The sequence below is a fragment of the Pararhizobium sp. PWRC1-1 genome, assembly GCF_049897905.1.
In the GTDB taxonomy this organism is placed as follows: domain Bacteria; phylum Pseudomonadota; class Alphaproteobacteria; order Rhizobiales; family Rhizobiaceae; genus Pararhizobium.
The window spans coordinates 1-12,577 of record NZ_JAFCXE010000035.1; the positions used below are offsets into that span (position 1 = coordinate 1).

Genomic DNA, 12,577 nt, shown 5'->3' on the forward strand with positions numbered 1-12,577 from the left:
AACTTGGGCGCAGGCCAGGAGATGATGCGGGTTACTCTCGGGAAGAGCCGGGTGCGGGAAATCCGCCCGCCCGGATCTGTGAGGGCGAAGCCGAATGGCATAGCTACTCGACCACGATCGCCCGATGTCTGCCCACCGAGCGGCCCCCAAAACACTTTCTCTAATCGTGCGCTAAATTAAGCGGCACGTTAGCGGAGAAATCGCAGTGAGCAGACAGGGCAGTCACACACGCGGACAAGAGGTCCGCCGTCAGATCTGCCGGAGAATGCCAGCTTCACGCGCAGCGAATTCAAATGCAGCGCGGGCTTCGGCGTTCGTGTTTGTTCCCGCCAGAGCTCCCAAGCACGCGCGCCGGGCATCAGCATGGCTGGCTCCTTTGCCTTCTGGCCATTGCGACAACAGGTAGGCGAGAGCCTCGCGCGGATTTCGAACGACGTCAAAATGATCCTCGCACTCTTTCTTCACCTCGACGTTTGCATCCCAAATCGTTGTGTTAATAAAACACTCCTTTGGCCAGTTGCTTCAAGCATGGTTTGGCTCGGCGTCACACGAGACTGGCGGAAGAAGGTACGAAGAGGAATACGAGATGCGGGAGGTCTACCCTTCGGTATCCCTTATCTTACTGAGGTCGTGGATGTCGGTGGCGTTTGCTACATAATTCCGCATAATCCACACCGAGGTTTATTGGGCCGCGACTCGCAGCCCTTCATTTTGGAAATGCCATGAGCGAAACACTCCTGATCCTCGGCATACGAGGGCCTATTGCGACAAATAGGGGTCGGTTCCGGCTGAGTGTGTTTCGGCGTCCGCTTTGACCCCACCCTAGGCGTCGAAGGTTGACCCGGCCGAACGCAAAAGTCGCTAGTCTTTTCTGAGTCTTAGCATGGTCCGCCGGGGTCAGCCTTCGGCGCCGAAAGGGGTCAAAGTTCCGCGCTTAAACACAATCTGCTAGGCTTCAAGAACAACGGAGGAGAAATTGTTGAAGCTTCTAGCAATTTTTCCGGCGAGATGGGGCAGCGTCTATCGCTGGAATTGCTTATGTACTAACGTCATTGCTTCCTGCCATAGGACGGGCGAGCCGCCCTCAATGATTGGCCCATAACGCTCCAGGACTTGTTGCTCCGAGACGCCGTTTTCAGCCCATGTGCCACCGTCGGTGAGGGTGTTAAGAAGTAGCGGTTGAAGACGGTCGAGTGCTTTGGCAAAGCGGGCGTTGGGCGTTTGCCCTTCCTCGAATTCAAGCCAAAGGGTAAGCATTTCCTCAGCTTGGTCTCTCGGCAAGAGACCAAAAATGCGTTCGGCGGCCGCATATTCCTGTTTTGCCATGGTCGCCCTATCGATGCCCGAATTATGTATGGGCGCATCTCCCGCATCGATTTCAACGACATCGTGTAAGAGCAGGAGCTTTACCACGTGCAGCGGATCAACGTCTTCAGCGTGCTCATAGAATCAAAGCGAACAACGCCAAGTGCCATGAGTGTTCGGCTGAGTTTTCCCGCCGCGAGCGATTGATTAATGGAGATTGGCGAACAATTGACTTTAATCGGTCCAGCTCGGCCAAAAACGCAAGCTGTTTGTGAATGATCTCTGTTTTCAGTGCCTGCATAAAACGCACCCCGTCAACAGGGGGCGTCTATACACCGCCGACAGAAGCTTGCCAATGTGCCCGGCGAAATGCCAGCTCGTCACTCTCTGGGACTGGTGTCCCAAACTCTCGAAGACGCGGTCCTCTCGATCGAGGATCGGCGTTTCTTGGATCATTATGGCATTGATCTGAAGTGGATATCCCGCGCATTTGTCTGAAACGTCCAATACCATCATTCGCCCATCGGAGGTGAAGAAAGGTACCCGTTCGGATGGGCACCCCAAGGTTGAGTGTGCTCGTTTGAATCCTGAAGCTCCGTATTGAAAGAGATCGGCCACCAGCAACCATGGAGATCAGCCTCGCGCTCAGTCATGTTTCCTCCCGTCGTATTGCCAACGCATGCTCAAGTCCTCATTTCTCTTACTGCCCGTTCCAAGTTCGCCAGCATAATCACGCGATGAAACGGCGCAATCGTCGTAAGATAGATACGTCCCAGTCTGTTATGGCAATGCACCACCGTGCCCGCGAGCAGCTCGCGACCATTTGCTGCATCGGCGCGAATTTGGATGGTGACGCGAAAGTCGAGATGCCGGTCATCCGCGCCCAAGACCAACTCCGTCGCGCTCTTTGACAGCAGCGGTAAGTAGCCGATCACCGACCCACGCGCCGCTCCGACAAGACCGACCGCGCGAGACGATTTGACGCCGACTGTCGCCATCACTACATCGCGGACACGCGTGAGCCCACGAATCCACCACGCCTGCCGCTCGAACGCGGTGCGTGCCAGCACCTCCAGATCATCGCTCGCCTCCGCCGGCAGTTGAATTGCAAAGGCGTCCAACAGGTCCGCGTGCGCGTACAGCGGCGCTAGCACGCTGTTGCTGGGCATGGGCACAGCGCGCGCTTTGGTCGAGGTCATGTTCCGGGGGAGGTTCATGGTGTTATTTCCTTTTCCAAAGGGGTTTATTTATTGGTTTCCACACGTAGCGATGACGTTACGCCCTGAACGCGGTTGGTGCTTCAGCGATAAAGTCTTCCTTCTTTGGCGGAGCTTCCAACAAGGGAGCCACCTTGCCGAGTGCCAGTAGGAAGTGGCCATCGTTGTCGCTCGACAATTGATCGGCCTCGCTGTCCCAGAGCGTGATGGACATCCCCCTTCCCGTACAGGGATCAGTGAGCAGCAACGAGTTGATGAAACCGTGTTGCGTTTGCAAGTGGGGCTCAACGAAACCGCGGTACAATGCGGTTATCTCATCCAAATTCTCCAGCTTAGCCTGGAGGTGCATCACTCTTGCAAACATGTCGCATTCCTTTTGAAAGATGCCACCGCTGCGTGGCAAGGGTGTCGTGTCGAGTGTTCGTATGTCCTCACGCATTTCATTGATTGCCTTATCGCCAAGCCATACGGTACCGTATGTTGCGTATAACTTGCATCGAGTCCATACGGTGGCGTATGGATGTGGCGTCATGCCGCTGTCCGGGGATTTCTCCATGTCCGACAGAACCAGCCTCACCCCGCTCGATTGGACCGTCGCCGGCATAACCGCACTGGCCGAAGGCGGCATCGATGCCGTGCGGGTCGAGCGTCTGGCCAAGCGGCTCGGCACCTCCAAGGGGTCGTTCTATTGGCATTTTGCCAACCGGCCGGCGCTGTTGGCCGCCATGCTGGAGCTTTGGGAGCGCGAGAGCACGGCCGACGTCATCGAACATGTGGCTGCCATCACCGATCCGGCCGAGCGCCTGCGCCATGTCACCCGGGAGGCGCTGGAGGCCAAAACGCGCGGCGTGGACGTCGCCCATGCCGTGCGCAGCTGGGCGGCTCAGGACCCAGCCGTCGCCGTCCGCTTCGTCCGCGTCGAACAAGCGCGCACCGCCTTCCTCGCTCACGAACTGGCGGCGCTCGGCTACGATTCGCCCACCGCCCTGCGCCTCGGCAAAGCGCTCTACCTCGCGTTGATCGGCCTCTACGACGCCCGCCGCTATGCCACCGAGCTTGCGGACGACGCGGCCCTGCTCGATCTGCTGGAACGCGTTATCGCCGCCGTACCCGTCCGTTCAGGATGGCCGCCCTGATCTGAACTCTGCAACCAGACGGTCGCAGTCCGGTGACATGACACGGCGGCCGGGCAGTCTGGATAGCGCATTCGAGGTTCCTGACGCCGCTGAAGTCTGCCGCCGGTATGATCGACTGTCTCGGTGGCAAGTCGTCGGCGACATCCAGAAGGCCTGAGACGCGTCAAGTGAGATCGGGGAATCTTGGCCGCGTGGCCAAAACCCCGGGATGCGGCCACGTGCGCCGCCGAAGGGCGTGTCCGGCGGCCGGTGACGGGTCGAAAGGGGACGGGTGGAAATCCCGGTTATCTCGCAAACTTTCGAAAGGGTCGCAGAAGCCACTATCGCTGGACACACCTGTGCAGCGAGTGAAGCGAATTGCCGGAATGCCATCAGCCACCACTTCGATGCCATCCAGGGTCGCTGACGCAGACTGAAAATTTGAAGCCTTTCATCGGACGGGGCAGCTTCTCTATAAATCGGCGGTCTTGCTCAGTCATGTTGTTGAGGTATTTGACCTGCTGGATATCGATCAGCCAGTACCATCCCTTCAACAGCAGCAGTTAGTTGATGTTTTGCAATCCTGCCAGGTTCGCCCCACTCTTGTTGATGACGACCTTTTCAGGCCAGTGCCATTGTTCTCGATCGTGTGGGCGAAGAAGGCGCTGGGTGCAGCCTCATCGCGGTGCTCAGACAGCATAAAATCAAGGGTTTTGCCGAAATTTTCGACAGGCCGATACCCTTCATGAAGATAAGCGACGGCTACGGTAGAAGCCGTGCGGCCCGTCCTGTTCGCCTGGATGGGTTGTTGTAATAGCTGGAGGCCTGCTGGACCGATCTATGTCGGGACTGCTTCTCCATAGCTTCTGGCAGGGGGACGCGACGATTGGCGGCCTCGGTGAGATATCCTGACCGCAGCCCGTGCGCGGAAAACTCCGCTGCCTCCAACCCAGCCATCTCCGCTCGCTGCTTGAGGATGGCATTGACCGACTGCGGATCGATCTCCCGCTTCGAAACAGTCCCCCATCGCCCAATCCCCCGAAACACGCTTCCGCTGTCGATCTTTGCCGCCGCCATCCAGGCATTGAGCGCCTCCACCGGACGGCCGGTGAGATAGACGATGTCGTCCTGTTCGCCGGAGGCGGTTTTCGTGCGGCCGAGATGAATGGCGAGAGACGGGAGGGGAGGTCCGTCCGGCGTCTCGATTGGCGTCTCCAGGCTCAACTGCTCTACACGCAAACCGGCGATCTCGCTGCGCCGGCGGCCACCGGAGGCAAAGGCGACCATCAGCATCGCCCGGTCCCGCAGATCGCGCAGGCAGTCGCTGGCGCAGGTCGCCAGCAGTTTTGCCAGCACGTCACTGGTGACCGCCTTGGCGCTCTTGCGAAGACGTTGTCTTGGCGCGGCTTGGATCGCCAGCCGAATAGCTGATTTGAGGGCAGGGGAGGCGAAGGCTCCCTCGAGGCCTCGCCATTTGGTCAGCGTCGACCATTAATCCGGTTGGCACTGGGACGGTGGAGCCGGCCGGCGTTATTAAGCCTGCGGCCCCGATCAATCCGGAAGGGGAGGGGGAAGATGTCGACGACATCGAAGATCTCCCCGGCGTCGACTATGCCGCCATCGATGCGCTGCTCGCGCGGTCGGAGGCGGCGATCGAACATGCCAGAAAGCCCGGCCGGGCTCCGGCCGATCCGCTGATCTATGATCTCGACTGGGACGAGGACGAACGGCTCGACGAATGGCGCGCCGTACTGCGCCAGGCCGAAGCTTTGCCAGCAGTGCTGCAGGCGGTCGTCGGCCTCGATGCCTGAAACGAGCTTTCCGTTCTTCAGCACGCCCCCTGGCTCGGCCGGTTGTTGGCGGCATCGATCCTGCGCCAGGCCGGTATCACCACCGGCGCGCATCTCGCCGCCATCAATCTCGGCCTGAAAACCATTCCGGTCGATCGGCGCGTCGGCATCGGGACCGAGAAACCCGGCTGCTCGCCATCGCTCACGGCCTGATCGCGGCCGCCGAGCTCGGTCTGAAAGAGCATGACCGGCTGGCGTTGGCGCGCACGATGTTTGTGCGAAAGCTGGGCGGACGCCGGACGTCTTCAAAACTGCCGGAACTGGTCGAGCTGGTGATGGCAAAACCATTGGTGTCGGCCGGGATGGTGGCGAAGACGCGAGACGTCACGCCGCAGGCGGCGCGGCGGATCGTTTTGGAACTCGGCCTTCGGGAGATGACGGGGAGGGGGAGGTTTCGGGCGTGGGGGATCGTGTAATGTTCGTAGCGAAGGTATTCGAGGTCGGCTTGCGCTTTTGCGAAAGTAGCGAGTATCTCGTCACCACGTGTCATCAGCTGATCCCGAGGTTAAATAGAGTCGCATCGCCGCACGCGCCGGCTGGGAAGGCTTGCATAGATGGGAAGCTCGCTGCTCGGGTGCGCTCGATCGCGTCCCGGAACTGACGAGCGAGGATTTCAATCTGCTCCAATAGCCGGATCCAATTTATGACAAGGATTACTAAATATATCGCGCGCCAGTTCTGCACTCCCCGAGCTAATCGCATCACAGATCGCTCGATGTTCAACCACTGTATTCTGGATAAGTCGAGAGTAATAGGGGCCGGATTGAGCTGCTTCCAGCTCGCCGAGGCCGGCGTCCATGTCATCATCGGCGCGTGGGGCGACGAGCGCGGGCGTGCCGCCGTCGACGATCTGGCATCGCAGCACCTGATCGCACAATCCGTTCGGCTCGACCCGATGACCTCGCGAGTGTTGAAGCCGCCGCAGCCACGATCGGAACACGGGAAGCTCGACATCCTCGTCAACAATGCCGGGATGTTTGATGTTGCCGATGCTCCGCCCAGCAGCGCCTCGATCGAGGCCGTCCGCCGCGTGATGGACATCAACTTCATCGGCTCTCTGCGACACGCAGGCGATGGTGCCCTTGTTGAAGGAGGCTCCCGCTGCCGGATCGTCAACCTGTCCAGTTCGCACGCTGAATGGCGATCCCACCTCAACCTACTATTCGCAGCGGTTCATTAGCTACAACGCATCGAAAGCAGCGCTGAACATGCTGACCATCCAGTTGGTTGCGCAGCACGGGTATTGTCGTCAATTCCGTCCCGGCTTCGTCAAGACGAACCTGACCGGATACGGCACCATGACGCCGGAAGAGACGGGCAGCTTCTTGGAACCTGATGGAAACACCCTGGTCGGACTTTAGGCCTCACTCACTTGGAACGTGGCACCGTCCCCGTTCCAGGTGGGGCGACAAGGCGATGTAGCTGCGAGTACCTTTGAATCCCTCGATAGAGTGGATCCGCTTGAGGAGTCCACCTCGGGCGCGCCTGAGCTTGGCGCCATCGAGCAAAGCCACATTCGCTTTGATCACGCCGTCCTCAATCTCATTTGGCATTATCGCAGTGAGTATCACGGCGGTTTTCACACGTCCCAGAAAAGTGACTGGATCTTTATTTAAGCGCCACCTAAATTTATCACGCTGTTACCTTGGCCGAAACCGGAACGGCGTTCATCACGAAAGTATTTTTTGAAATTCCATATCGTGGCCCTTTTCAACGATCTGTATTTCCGGGGCGATTTTGAGCCCGCTACCTAGTTGGTGGCGGGCTCGCGTGGAGCTATTATGCTCATGCGTTAAGGCTGAGCATCCCGCGTTCTTCGCTCCTTTACGCCTCTACCGGATAATTTGCACGACGGTGTAGGTCTTCGCCGATGACACGCTGAACGTTGACTATCGGGTGAACGTGGCGAGGATCCTCGGAGACCGGCATGGACACGTTTTCGCGTGCAAGCGGCTCACCGACGACACGACCGTTTCCGCCGGCGGCTCAAGCGCGGCCCCTGCGTCGGCGCCAATCACCGCGCCGACGCCGGCTCTCGGACGATTTATTAAGCGAACATACTAAGAAAACGGCCCCAAATTCCTGCTCGCTTGATATGCTTCGCGCGAATATAGCGGGCAGTTCGTTCTGCGCTTACTGTTGTACCGAAATGGCAGTCGCAGACGATGTGGTGCAACTGCCCGTCGGACATTTGGAAAAACCGCTTTGCTGCTCCGTAGGTGTCGTTTTCCAGCCCGGCTGCCCGCAAAACGGGATCGTTGAAGCCCACCGTGATCGCCGTGTTGTCGCTTCGCATGGAAGCACGCAGCGATGCCGGCTGAAACTCGGTTTCGCGCAGTGTCGACAGAAGTCGGTGCGGCTCCCGCTCAAGGAGTTCAACCCAGCGCTGGATGCGGTCCTCGCGCGACAAGATTTGTTGCGGATAGTGGTGATTGATCTTGGCAAGACGTTGTAGTTGATCAGTTTCGTGATGCTTCATTTCGCCCTCCATTGACGATGAATGCAATTGGCCTTCCGCTCCACGAGCAGCCGGCGGTGCAGATATGCAATCCAATATATACTGTCGATTTTCCGCGTTCCTCCCTTCCTTTGCGAGAACTTTAGGAGAGCCTAATTTGTTCCCGTATGCCTTCGGCAGGTTGGAGATTTGTTCGCTGTAGTTCTGGCACCCTACGATGACGTTGGCGCTTTTGCCGGGTGGATCCGCGTTGCGGTTCCTCGTATGGGACTGGGCGAGAAGACCACGACCAGCCTTGCTTGTCATCCATGAACTGGCGACGAATTCTGTCTGACGAGGCCGGATTGCTCGATATAACGGGCACCAGTGTGAGGACGAGGTGGAGATTGTCTGGACCGAGCAGGGTGACCCTTGAACCATCAAAGGCGCCGGAAGGATACGGAAGCAAGCTTCTCCAGCGGACCGTCACTGGTCACCTCGACGGTTCCATCGCTTACAACTGGACCAGAAGCGGGGTGATGGTGACGTTGCGGATGAAAGAAACTCAATTGGCTTTCTAAGACTTGGCGCTCGCGTTGATCGTGCGCTGCTCCTATGTCGACGGTGCACTCACACAGCTCAAACACTCTCTGCAGGGCGATCTGGATTTGAGCGCCAGCCGCAGGGCAGGGGGATGAACGTCACTGAGTCAATTGTCGTAACAGCGAATTCACCACCCCCCGCCAGGCGATGCTATCGCGAGATGCCCGAAACTTCACCGAAGATGACTTTTCATCCCGGTGCAAGACCTTAGTTCAATGGCAACACTGGACTGAAGTTTGGCTGTTGCAGCAAAGGTCCTAGCGCAGGAACAAGGCCCATTTCCTCACGTTTGATCCGCAGCTTGGACGGCAAACTGCACGTCAAAGCATTCAGAAAAACCAAGGAGATAGAGATGAAACACCTTACATCATTTGCATTTGCGGCGGCACTTCTCGCCACCTCAACAATGGGTGCGTATGCGCAGTCGAGCAGTACCGTAGGCACTGGTGGAACCAGTGTCGGAGATGGCGCCGCGAACAGTACAGTCGGTACCGCCGGCTCCTCAGCCGGCGGCACCGAGTGCCCTGCAGGCAGCACCACTTGCAATGGCTCTGCATCGACGCTCGCCACAGGTGGCACTTCTGTAGGCGATGGCAAGGCGAGTAGTTCGGTCGGCACGGCGGGATCGGCAGCAGGCTCGGGTGATGGATCGGGTGCAGCCTCTACGCTTGGAACAGGCGGTACGTCGGTGGGTGACGGCAAGGCTAGCAGCTCCGTCGGTACTGCGGGTTCTGCTGCAGGCTCGAGCGAGGGTTCAGGTGCCGCTTCCACGCTTGGAACGGGCGGCACGTCAGTAGGTGATGGCAAGGCCAGCAGCTCAGTTGGCACCGCAGGAAGTGCGGCGGGTGCTGCACAGGATGACACCTCCAACAAGAAGTGCCCTCCTGGCAAAGCCAAGAAGAACAACGGCTCGTGCTGAGGACTCAATAACAGCCGGCTGCTTCTGCGGCCGGCCCCTTCTTGGAGACATGACATGAACGCGAACATCTTGATAGCGGCATTGACCCTATTCTCGTGCGGTGAAGCCCTAGCTGAGACTATAAAGCTGGATGACGGCGCGACCTGCACCATCATCGAAAGCGGCAGTTCTTCAGACAGGGAGAACAACACAACCGTGACGGCCGGAGGCGGTAAAGTCAGTTCTTCGACTACAATCGGGGGAAAGACAACCACGACCAATTCGGCAACGGGGTCTTCGACATCGAGCGCCAGTGCATCATCTGGCGATGGCACCACGCAATCCTTTTCCACCTCGAGCATTACCCGTCCGGACGGATCGATCGTTACCCGAAACTCCGACGGTACCTGCTACGTCGAAAAACCATCGAAGTGAGGAATTTTGCAATGGGTAATCTAATCGCTAGATCGGCGGGCGTCGCGCTCGTCTTTATGCTGACGGCGTCGCCGTCGTACGCGGAAGACTGCAATGCAGCAGGCACGGTCGGCTCCGGGGGAAGTGCGGCTGCGGGAGGTACATCGGCAAGCACCCTCGGCACCGCCGGGACTTGTCTGACTGATGACGGCGCAACCTCATCCATCGGTTCGGCGGGAAGCGCCGCTTCCGCAGATGGCAAGGCGAAAAGTCGTACAAAGGTCATCGACAACGATCAGCAGCTGAAGGCGCAATCGAAGGCGCAGGCAATGGACCAAGGTACGTTCAGCAAATCGCAGACGAAGACGCGCGTTAAGGGTGATGAGTTGGAGAGCAACACCCGGACGATGTCGCATGTGCCCGGCCAAAAACCAGTCAAGAGCACAACCAAAAACAGCGTTATTCTTCCGGAACAATGAACGGACATCGGGGTCGAGCATCGGCTCGGCAACAGCGCTGGGCCGACAACCCTCGGCTCGAACCCGGAAACAGTAGCCGTGCTGGTCGAGGACGATGCTTTGATCCGCATGTCGGTAACCGACATGGTAGATGAGCTGGGATTTCAAGTGAGCGGGGGCACCCTCGTCGGCAGTTATGAATGGTCGGTGGGGATTGCCCAAGGGTTACGTCGAACAAACGAGATCTCTCATGCTGCCGCCGAACGTGAGGCGTTCTAGGAGGCGGGCGTACGTGGCACCGTCTCGGAGACCGCATTCGGAAGCTCACTTACACCAAAGACTGCAGCGACCGGCGTTTCCACGTGAGCGTGCATCTTCTGGAGACATATTCGGTTGCAATGTCCTATCCCGAAATAGAAGTGGTTCACCGTCCAGGAAGCTACAAGGGCGGTCAGCTAATCCGGGCTACGAGACATCATGCACGAATTGGTCCAACGTGAGCCGAACAGCATTGGCCCACCATAAGACACAGGCTGCCAGGGTCCTCGATATCGATAGCGCACTTTAGAAGCCCAGGAAGACGATACCTTTGCATTGTCTCGCTGGTCTCGCCCAGCCTTGGCATCGGCTGCACCCATTGGCATTCCGGAGAGTCATTAGCAGCCGCCGTAGGTGCAAAGGTTGCCGACCGCGCTTCGATACATGCGCCCTTTAACAGGCCCTTCTCATGACGCTGCATTACTCGGAAACGATAAAGCGCGTTAATCGAGCGCTATTTTTCCTGCGATTATAAAACGGCTTAGTCGCTACGGGCGTTTTCGCCCATTTTCAACTTGTGCCCCACGTCTACGATCGCACTGAGTGCCGGAATGAGATCTTCACCGAGTGCCGTCAACGCATACTCCACTGATGGCGGCGTCGTTGGCTGAATTGTGCGGCTTATGACGCCACGCGCTTCCAGTTCTTTTAAACGCTGCGAAAGGACTTTGGCGGATACGGGCGGGATATCGAGACGCAATTCGCTGAAGCGGCGCGGCCCTGCGCGCAGATGCCAGATCACATTCGGAGCCCAGGCGCCTGCGATGATCGTTAAGCACTCAGTCAGGATACAAGGTTCGCGCGGCGCCACGCTTCGGTTTTTTCGGATCTTTAGGCTCATCTGAACTTTCGGTTACCGCGGAGAAACTCGAATGTTGAGTAACTCAAAGAAACCAAGTTGGCAATCGTAACTTCGGTCCATAGGCTGGAAGCGTCTTCAACCAACCGAGGTTTATCAATGCAGCTTTATTTCAAGCCGGGCGCCTGTTCGCTGTCTGCCCGCATCATTCTCACCGAACTAGAGATACCTTTTGAGAGCATAGAGGTTATCACAGAGAGAGGCACGACGATCGATGGGCGTGACTACCGCGCGATTAATCCGAAAGGGTATGTACCCGCTTTGGAGATCGAACCTGGTGTCATCGTGACAGAAAACCCGGCGATCCTTCAATATCTCGCCGATCTTCAACCGCAAGCAGGGCTCGCCGCGGCTGCTGGGACGTTCGAGCGTATTCGTCTGCAGGAGTGGCTCAACTTTATCTCGTCGGAATTGCATAAAGCGTTTGCTCCTTGGTTCAGCGGGCGGAGTATTGACGAAGGCGAACGGTCACGTGCAGAAATCATCCTTGCGCGCCGTATCGACGACGTCGAGCGTGGATTGTCCGATGGCCGACGCTTCATCGTGGGGGAAGCTTTCACCATCGCGGATGCCTATCTATTTGTCGTTCTCAATTGGGCTGGGTTTATCAGCTTTAGCTTGGCCCGGTGGCCGACAGTTGCCGACTATATCGCTCGTATCGCGGCACGTCCGACAGTTCGCGCGGCCCTTGTTGCTGAGGGGCTGCTTCAGGAAGAGGCCGCACAATGAGAGCGACCATTGAAGATATCACCGCGGCGCTTCGCATGTATTTCGACGGGCTCTACCACTGCGATGTCGGAAGGCTCGAAAGCATCTTTCACCCGGCGGCCGTCTACGCAACGACTGATGAGACGCCGTTTCTTCATCGCACGATGGCGGAATATTTTCCGATCGTCGCAGCGCGGAAATCTGGGGCGTCTCGGAACGAGGCTCGCCGCGATCACATCGAAGCGATCGATATTGCCAGCGACACGATAGCACTTGCGCGCGTGCGTTGTTCGATTGGATCGCGGGATTTCGTCGACTTTTTGACCCTCGTTCATGTCGAGGGCAAATGGCAGATCATCGCCAAGGTCTTTAATATTATCGAGAAGCAGCAATAA

At 57.9% G+C, this 12,577-nt stretch carries 16 protein-coding genes and 4 pseudogenes; 11 read left to right on the plus strand and 9 right to left on the minus strand.

All coding sequences use genetic code 11. From position 1 onward, the window contains the following. Window positions 1-249 precede the first annotated feature (249 nt). The 3 genes from ACP7E0_RS32325 to ACP7E0_RS32335 all read right to left on the minus strand — a co-directional run bounded on the left by ACP7E0_RS32325 (window position 250) and on the right by ACP7E0_RS32335 (window position 1,606). Complete coding sequence (locus tag ACP7E0_RS32325) at window positions 250-465, minus strand: DUF982 domain-containing protein (RefSeq protein ID WP_426131137.1); 216 nt, start codon at window positions 463-465, stop codon at window positions 250-252. A gap of 555 nt (window positions 466-1,020) precedes the next feature. Beyond that, on the minus strand, window positions 1,021-1,413 hold the full coding sequence (locus tag ACP7E0_RS32330; protein WP_426131139.1) for an HD domain-containing protein: 393 nt from the start codon (window positions 1,411-1,413) through the stop codon (window positions 1,021-1,023). A gap of 28 nt (window positions 1,414-1,441) precedes the next feature. Continuing rightward, window positions 1,442-1,606, minus strand: a complete 165-nt coding sequence (locus ACP7E0_RS32335) for an HD domain-containing protein (RefSeq protein WP_426131140.1) — start codon at window positions 1,604-1,606, stop codon at window positions 1,442-1,444. A gap of 89 nt (window positions 1,607-1,695) precedes the next feature. On the opposite strand from ACP7E0_RS32335, the pseudogene ACP7E0_RS32340 reads away from it, so the two are divergent. Next, a pseudogene (locus tag ACP7E0_RS32340) lies at window positions 1,696-1,800 on the plus strand (transglycosylase domain-containing protein); the annotation flags it as partial. Window positions 1,801-1,988: 188 nt separating this feature from the next. On the opposite strand, the gene ACP7E0_RS32345 reads toward ACP7E0_RS32340, so the two are convergent. Beyond that, window positions 1,989-2,522, minus strand: a complete 534-nt coding sequence (locus ACP7E0_RS32345; RefSeq protein WP_426131142.1) for a DUF2867 domain-containing protein — start codon at window positions 2,520-2,522, stop codon at window positions 1,989-1,991. A 58-nt stretch (window positions 2,523-2,580) separates the two neighbouring features. Next, the gene (locus tag ACP7E0_RS32350) at window positions 2,581-2,961 is read right to left on the minus strand and encodes an antibiotic biosynthesis monooxygenase family protein (RefSeq protein WP_426131144.1); all 381 of its coding nucleotides are present in this window, start codon (window positions 2,959-2,961) and stop codon (window positions 2,581-2,583) included. Between the two features lie 115 nt (window positions 2,962-3,076). Between ACP7E0_RS32350 and ACP7E0_RS32355 the strand changes: the two genes are divergently transcribed. Next, a complete protein-coding gene (locus tag ACP7E0_RS32355) occupies window positions 3,077-3,658 on the plus strand; it encodes a TetR/AcrR family transcriptional regulator (RefSeq protein ID WP_426131146.1) in 582 nt (193 codons plus the stop codon). 379 nt (window positions 3,659-4,037) lie between these two features. On the opposite strand, the pseudogene ACP7E0_RS32360 reads toward ACP7E0_RS32355, so the two are convergent. Continuing rightward, a pseudogene (locus ACP7E0_RS32360) lies at window positions 4,038-4,376 on the minus strand (DDE-type integrase/transposase/recombinase); the annotation flags it as partial. 23 nt (window positions 4,377-4,399) lie between these two features. Beyond that, window positions 4,400-5,128: pseudogene (locus ACP7E0_RS32365) on the minus strand (tyrosine-type recombinase/integrase); the annotation flags it as partial. Here ACP7E0_RS32365 and ACP7E0_RS32370 point away from each other — a divergent pair. The 3 genes and pseudogenes from ACP7E0_RS32370 to ACP7E0_RS32380 all read left to right on the plus strand — a co-directional run. Further along, a pseudogene (locus ACP7E0_RS32370) lies at window positions 5,122-5,903 on the plus strand (RHE_PE00001 family protein); the annotation flags it as partial. The pseudogenes ACP7E0_RS32365 and ACP7E0_RS32370 sit on opposite strands and share 7 nt — an antisense overlap. A gap of 347 nt (window positions 5,904-6,250) precedes the next feature. Beyond that, window positions 6,251-6,667: an SDR family NAD(P)-dependent oxidoreductase gene (locus tag ACP7E0_RS32375; RefSeq protein WP_426131147.1), complete on the plus strand. Its 417-nt coding sequence runs from the start codon at window positions 6,251-6,253 to the stop codon at window positions 6,665-6,667. A 28-nt stretch (window positions 6,668-6,695) separates the two neighbouring features. Next, on the plus strand, window positions 6,696-6,848 hold the full coding sequence (locus ACP7E0_RS32380; RefSeq protein ID WP_426131149.1) for a hypothetical protein: 153 nt from the start codon (window positions 6,696-6,698) through the stop codon (window positions 6,846-6,848). A gap of 686 nt (window positions 6,849-7,534) precedes the next feature. Here the strand turns inward: ACP7E0_RS32380 and ACP7E0_RS32385 are convergent. Further along, complete coding sequence (locus tag ACP7E0_RS32385; protein ID WP_426131151.1) at window positions 7,535-7,966, minus strand: hypothetical protein; 432 nt, start codon at window positions 7,964-7,966, stop codon at window positions 7,535-7,537. 913 nt (window positions 7,967-8,879) lie between these two features. Between ACP7E0_RS32385 and ACP7E0_RS32390 the strand changes: the two genes are divergently transcribed. The 4 genes from ACP7E0_RS32390 (at window position 8,880) to ACP7E0_RS32405 (ending at window position 10,576) form a co-directional block, all read left to right on the plus strand. Continuing rightward, window positions 8,880-9,446: a hypothetical protein gene (locus ACP7E0_RS32390; protein WP_426131153.1), complete on the plus strand. Its 567-nt coding sequence runs from the start codon at window positions 8,880-8,882 to the stop codon at window positions 9,444-9,446. Window positions 9,447-9,500: 54 nt separating this feature from the next. Further along, window positions 9,501-9,860 (plus strand): hypothetical protein, encoded by a 360-nt coding sequence (locus ACP7E0_RS32395; RefSeq protein WP_426131155.1) that lies wholly within the window; start codon window positions 9,501-9,503, stop codon window positions 9,858-9,860. A gap of 11 nt (window positions 9,861-9,871) precedes the next feature. Next, complete coding sequence (locus ACP7E0_RS32400) at window positions 9,872-10,318, plus strand: hypothetical protein (protein WP_426131199.1); 447 nt, start codon at window positions 9,872-9,874, stop codon at window positions 10,316-10,318. 78 nt (window positions 10,319-10,396) lie between these two features. Then, window positions 10,397-10,576, plus strand: a complete 180-nt coding sequence (locus ACP7E0_RS32405) for a hypothetical protein (protein ID WP_426131157.1) — start codon at window positions 10,397-10,399, stop codon at window positions 10,574-10,576. A 520-nt stretch (window positions 10,577-11,096) separates the two neighbouring features. Here the strand turns inward: ACP7E0_RS32405 and ACP7E0_RS32410 are convergent. Continuing rightward, window positions 11,097-11,456: a winged helix-turn-helix transcriptional regulator gene (locus ACP7E0_RS32410; protein ID WP_426131159.1), complete on the minus strand. Its 360-nt coding sequence runs from the start codon at window positions 11,454-11,456 to the stop codon at window positions 11,097-11,099. 117 nt (window positions 11,457-11,573) lie between these two features. On the opposite strand from ACP7E0_RS32410, the gene ACP7E0_RS32415 reads away from it, so the two are divergent. Next, complete coding sequence (locus tag ACP7E0_RS32415) at window positions 11,574-12,203, plus strand: glutathione S-transferase N-terminal domain-containing protein (RefSeq protein WP_426131161.1); 630 nt, start codon at window positions 11,574-11,576, stop codon at window positions 12,201-12,203. Continuing rightward, window positions 12,200-12,577, plus strand: coding sequence for a nuclear transport factor 2 family protein (locus tag ACP7E0_RS32420; protein ID WP_426131163.1), 378 nt, complete (start codon window positions 12,200-12,202; stop codon window positions 12,575-12,577). The genes ACP7E0_RS32415 and ACP7E0_RS32420 overlap by 4 nt, the downstream gene beginning before the upstream one ends.

Coding starts and splice junctions, on each gene's coding strand:
- ACP7E0_RS32420 (WP_426131163.1), top strand. CDS start 12,200: ATGAGAGCGACCATTGAAGATATCACCGCGGCGCTTCGCATGTATTTC.
- ACP7E0_RS32400 (WP_426131199.1), top strand. CDS start 9,872: ATGGGTAATCTAATCGCTAGATCGGCGGGCGTCGCGCTCGTCTTTATG.
- ACP7E0_RS32350 (WP_426131144.1), bottom strand. CDS start 2,961: ATGCGTGAGGACATACGAACACTCGACACGACACCCTTGCCACGCAGC.
- ACP7E0_RS32385 (WP_426131151.1), bottom strand. CDS start 7,966: ATGAAGCATCACGAAACTGATCAACTACAACGTCTTGCCAAGATCAAT.
- ACP7E0_RS32345 (WP_426131142.1), bottom strand. CDS start 2,522: ATGAACCTCCCCCGGAACATGACCTCGACCAAAGCGCGCGCTGTGCCC.
- ACP7E0_RS32390 (WP_426131153.1), top strand. CDS start 8,880: ATGAAACACCTTACATCATTTGCATTTGCGGCGGCACTTCTCGCCACC.
- ACP7E0_RS32355 (WP_426131146.1), top strand. CDS start 3,077: ATGTCCGACAGAACCAGCCTCACCCCGCTCGATTGGACCGTCGCCGGC.
- ACP7E0_RS32410 (WP_426131159.1), bottom strand. CDS start 11,456: ATGAGCCTAAAGATCCGAAAAAACCGAAGCGTGGCGCCGCGCGAACCT.
- ACP7E0_RS32335 (WP_426131140.1), bottom strand. CDS start 1,606: ATGCAGGCACTGAAAACAGAGATCATTCACAAACAGCTTGCGTTTTTG.
- ACP7E0_RS32395 (WP_426131155.1), top strand. CDS start 9,501: ATGAACGCGAACATCTTGATAGCGGCATTGACCCTATTCTCGTGCGGT.
- ACP7E0_RS32415 (WP_426131161.1), top strand. CDS start 11,574: ATGCAGCTTTATTTCAAGCCGGGCGCCTGTTCGCTGTCTGCCCGCATC.
- ACP7E0_RS32380 (WP_426131149.1), top strand. CDS start 6,696: ATGCTGACCATCCAGTTGGTTGCGCAGCACGGGTATTGTCGTCAATTC.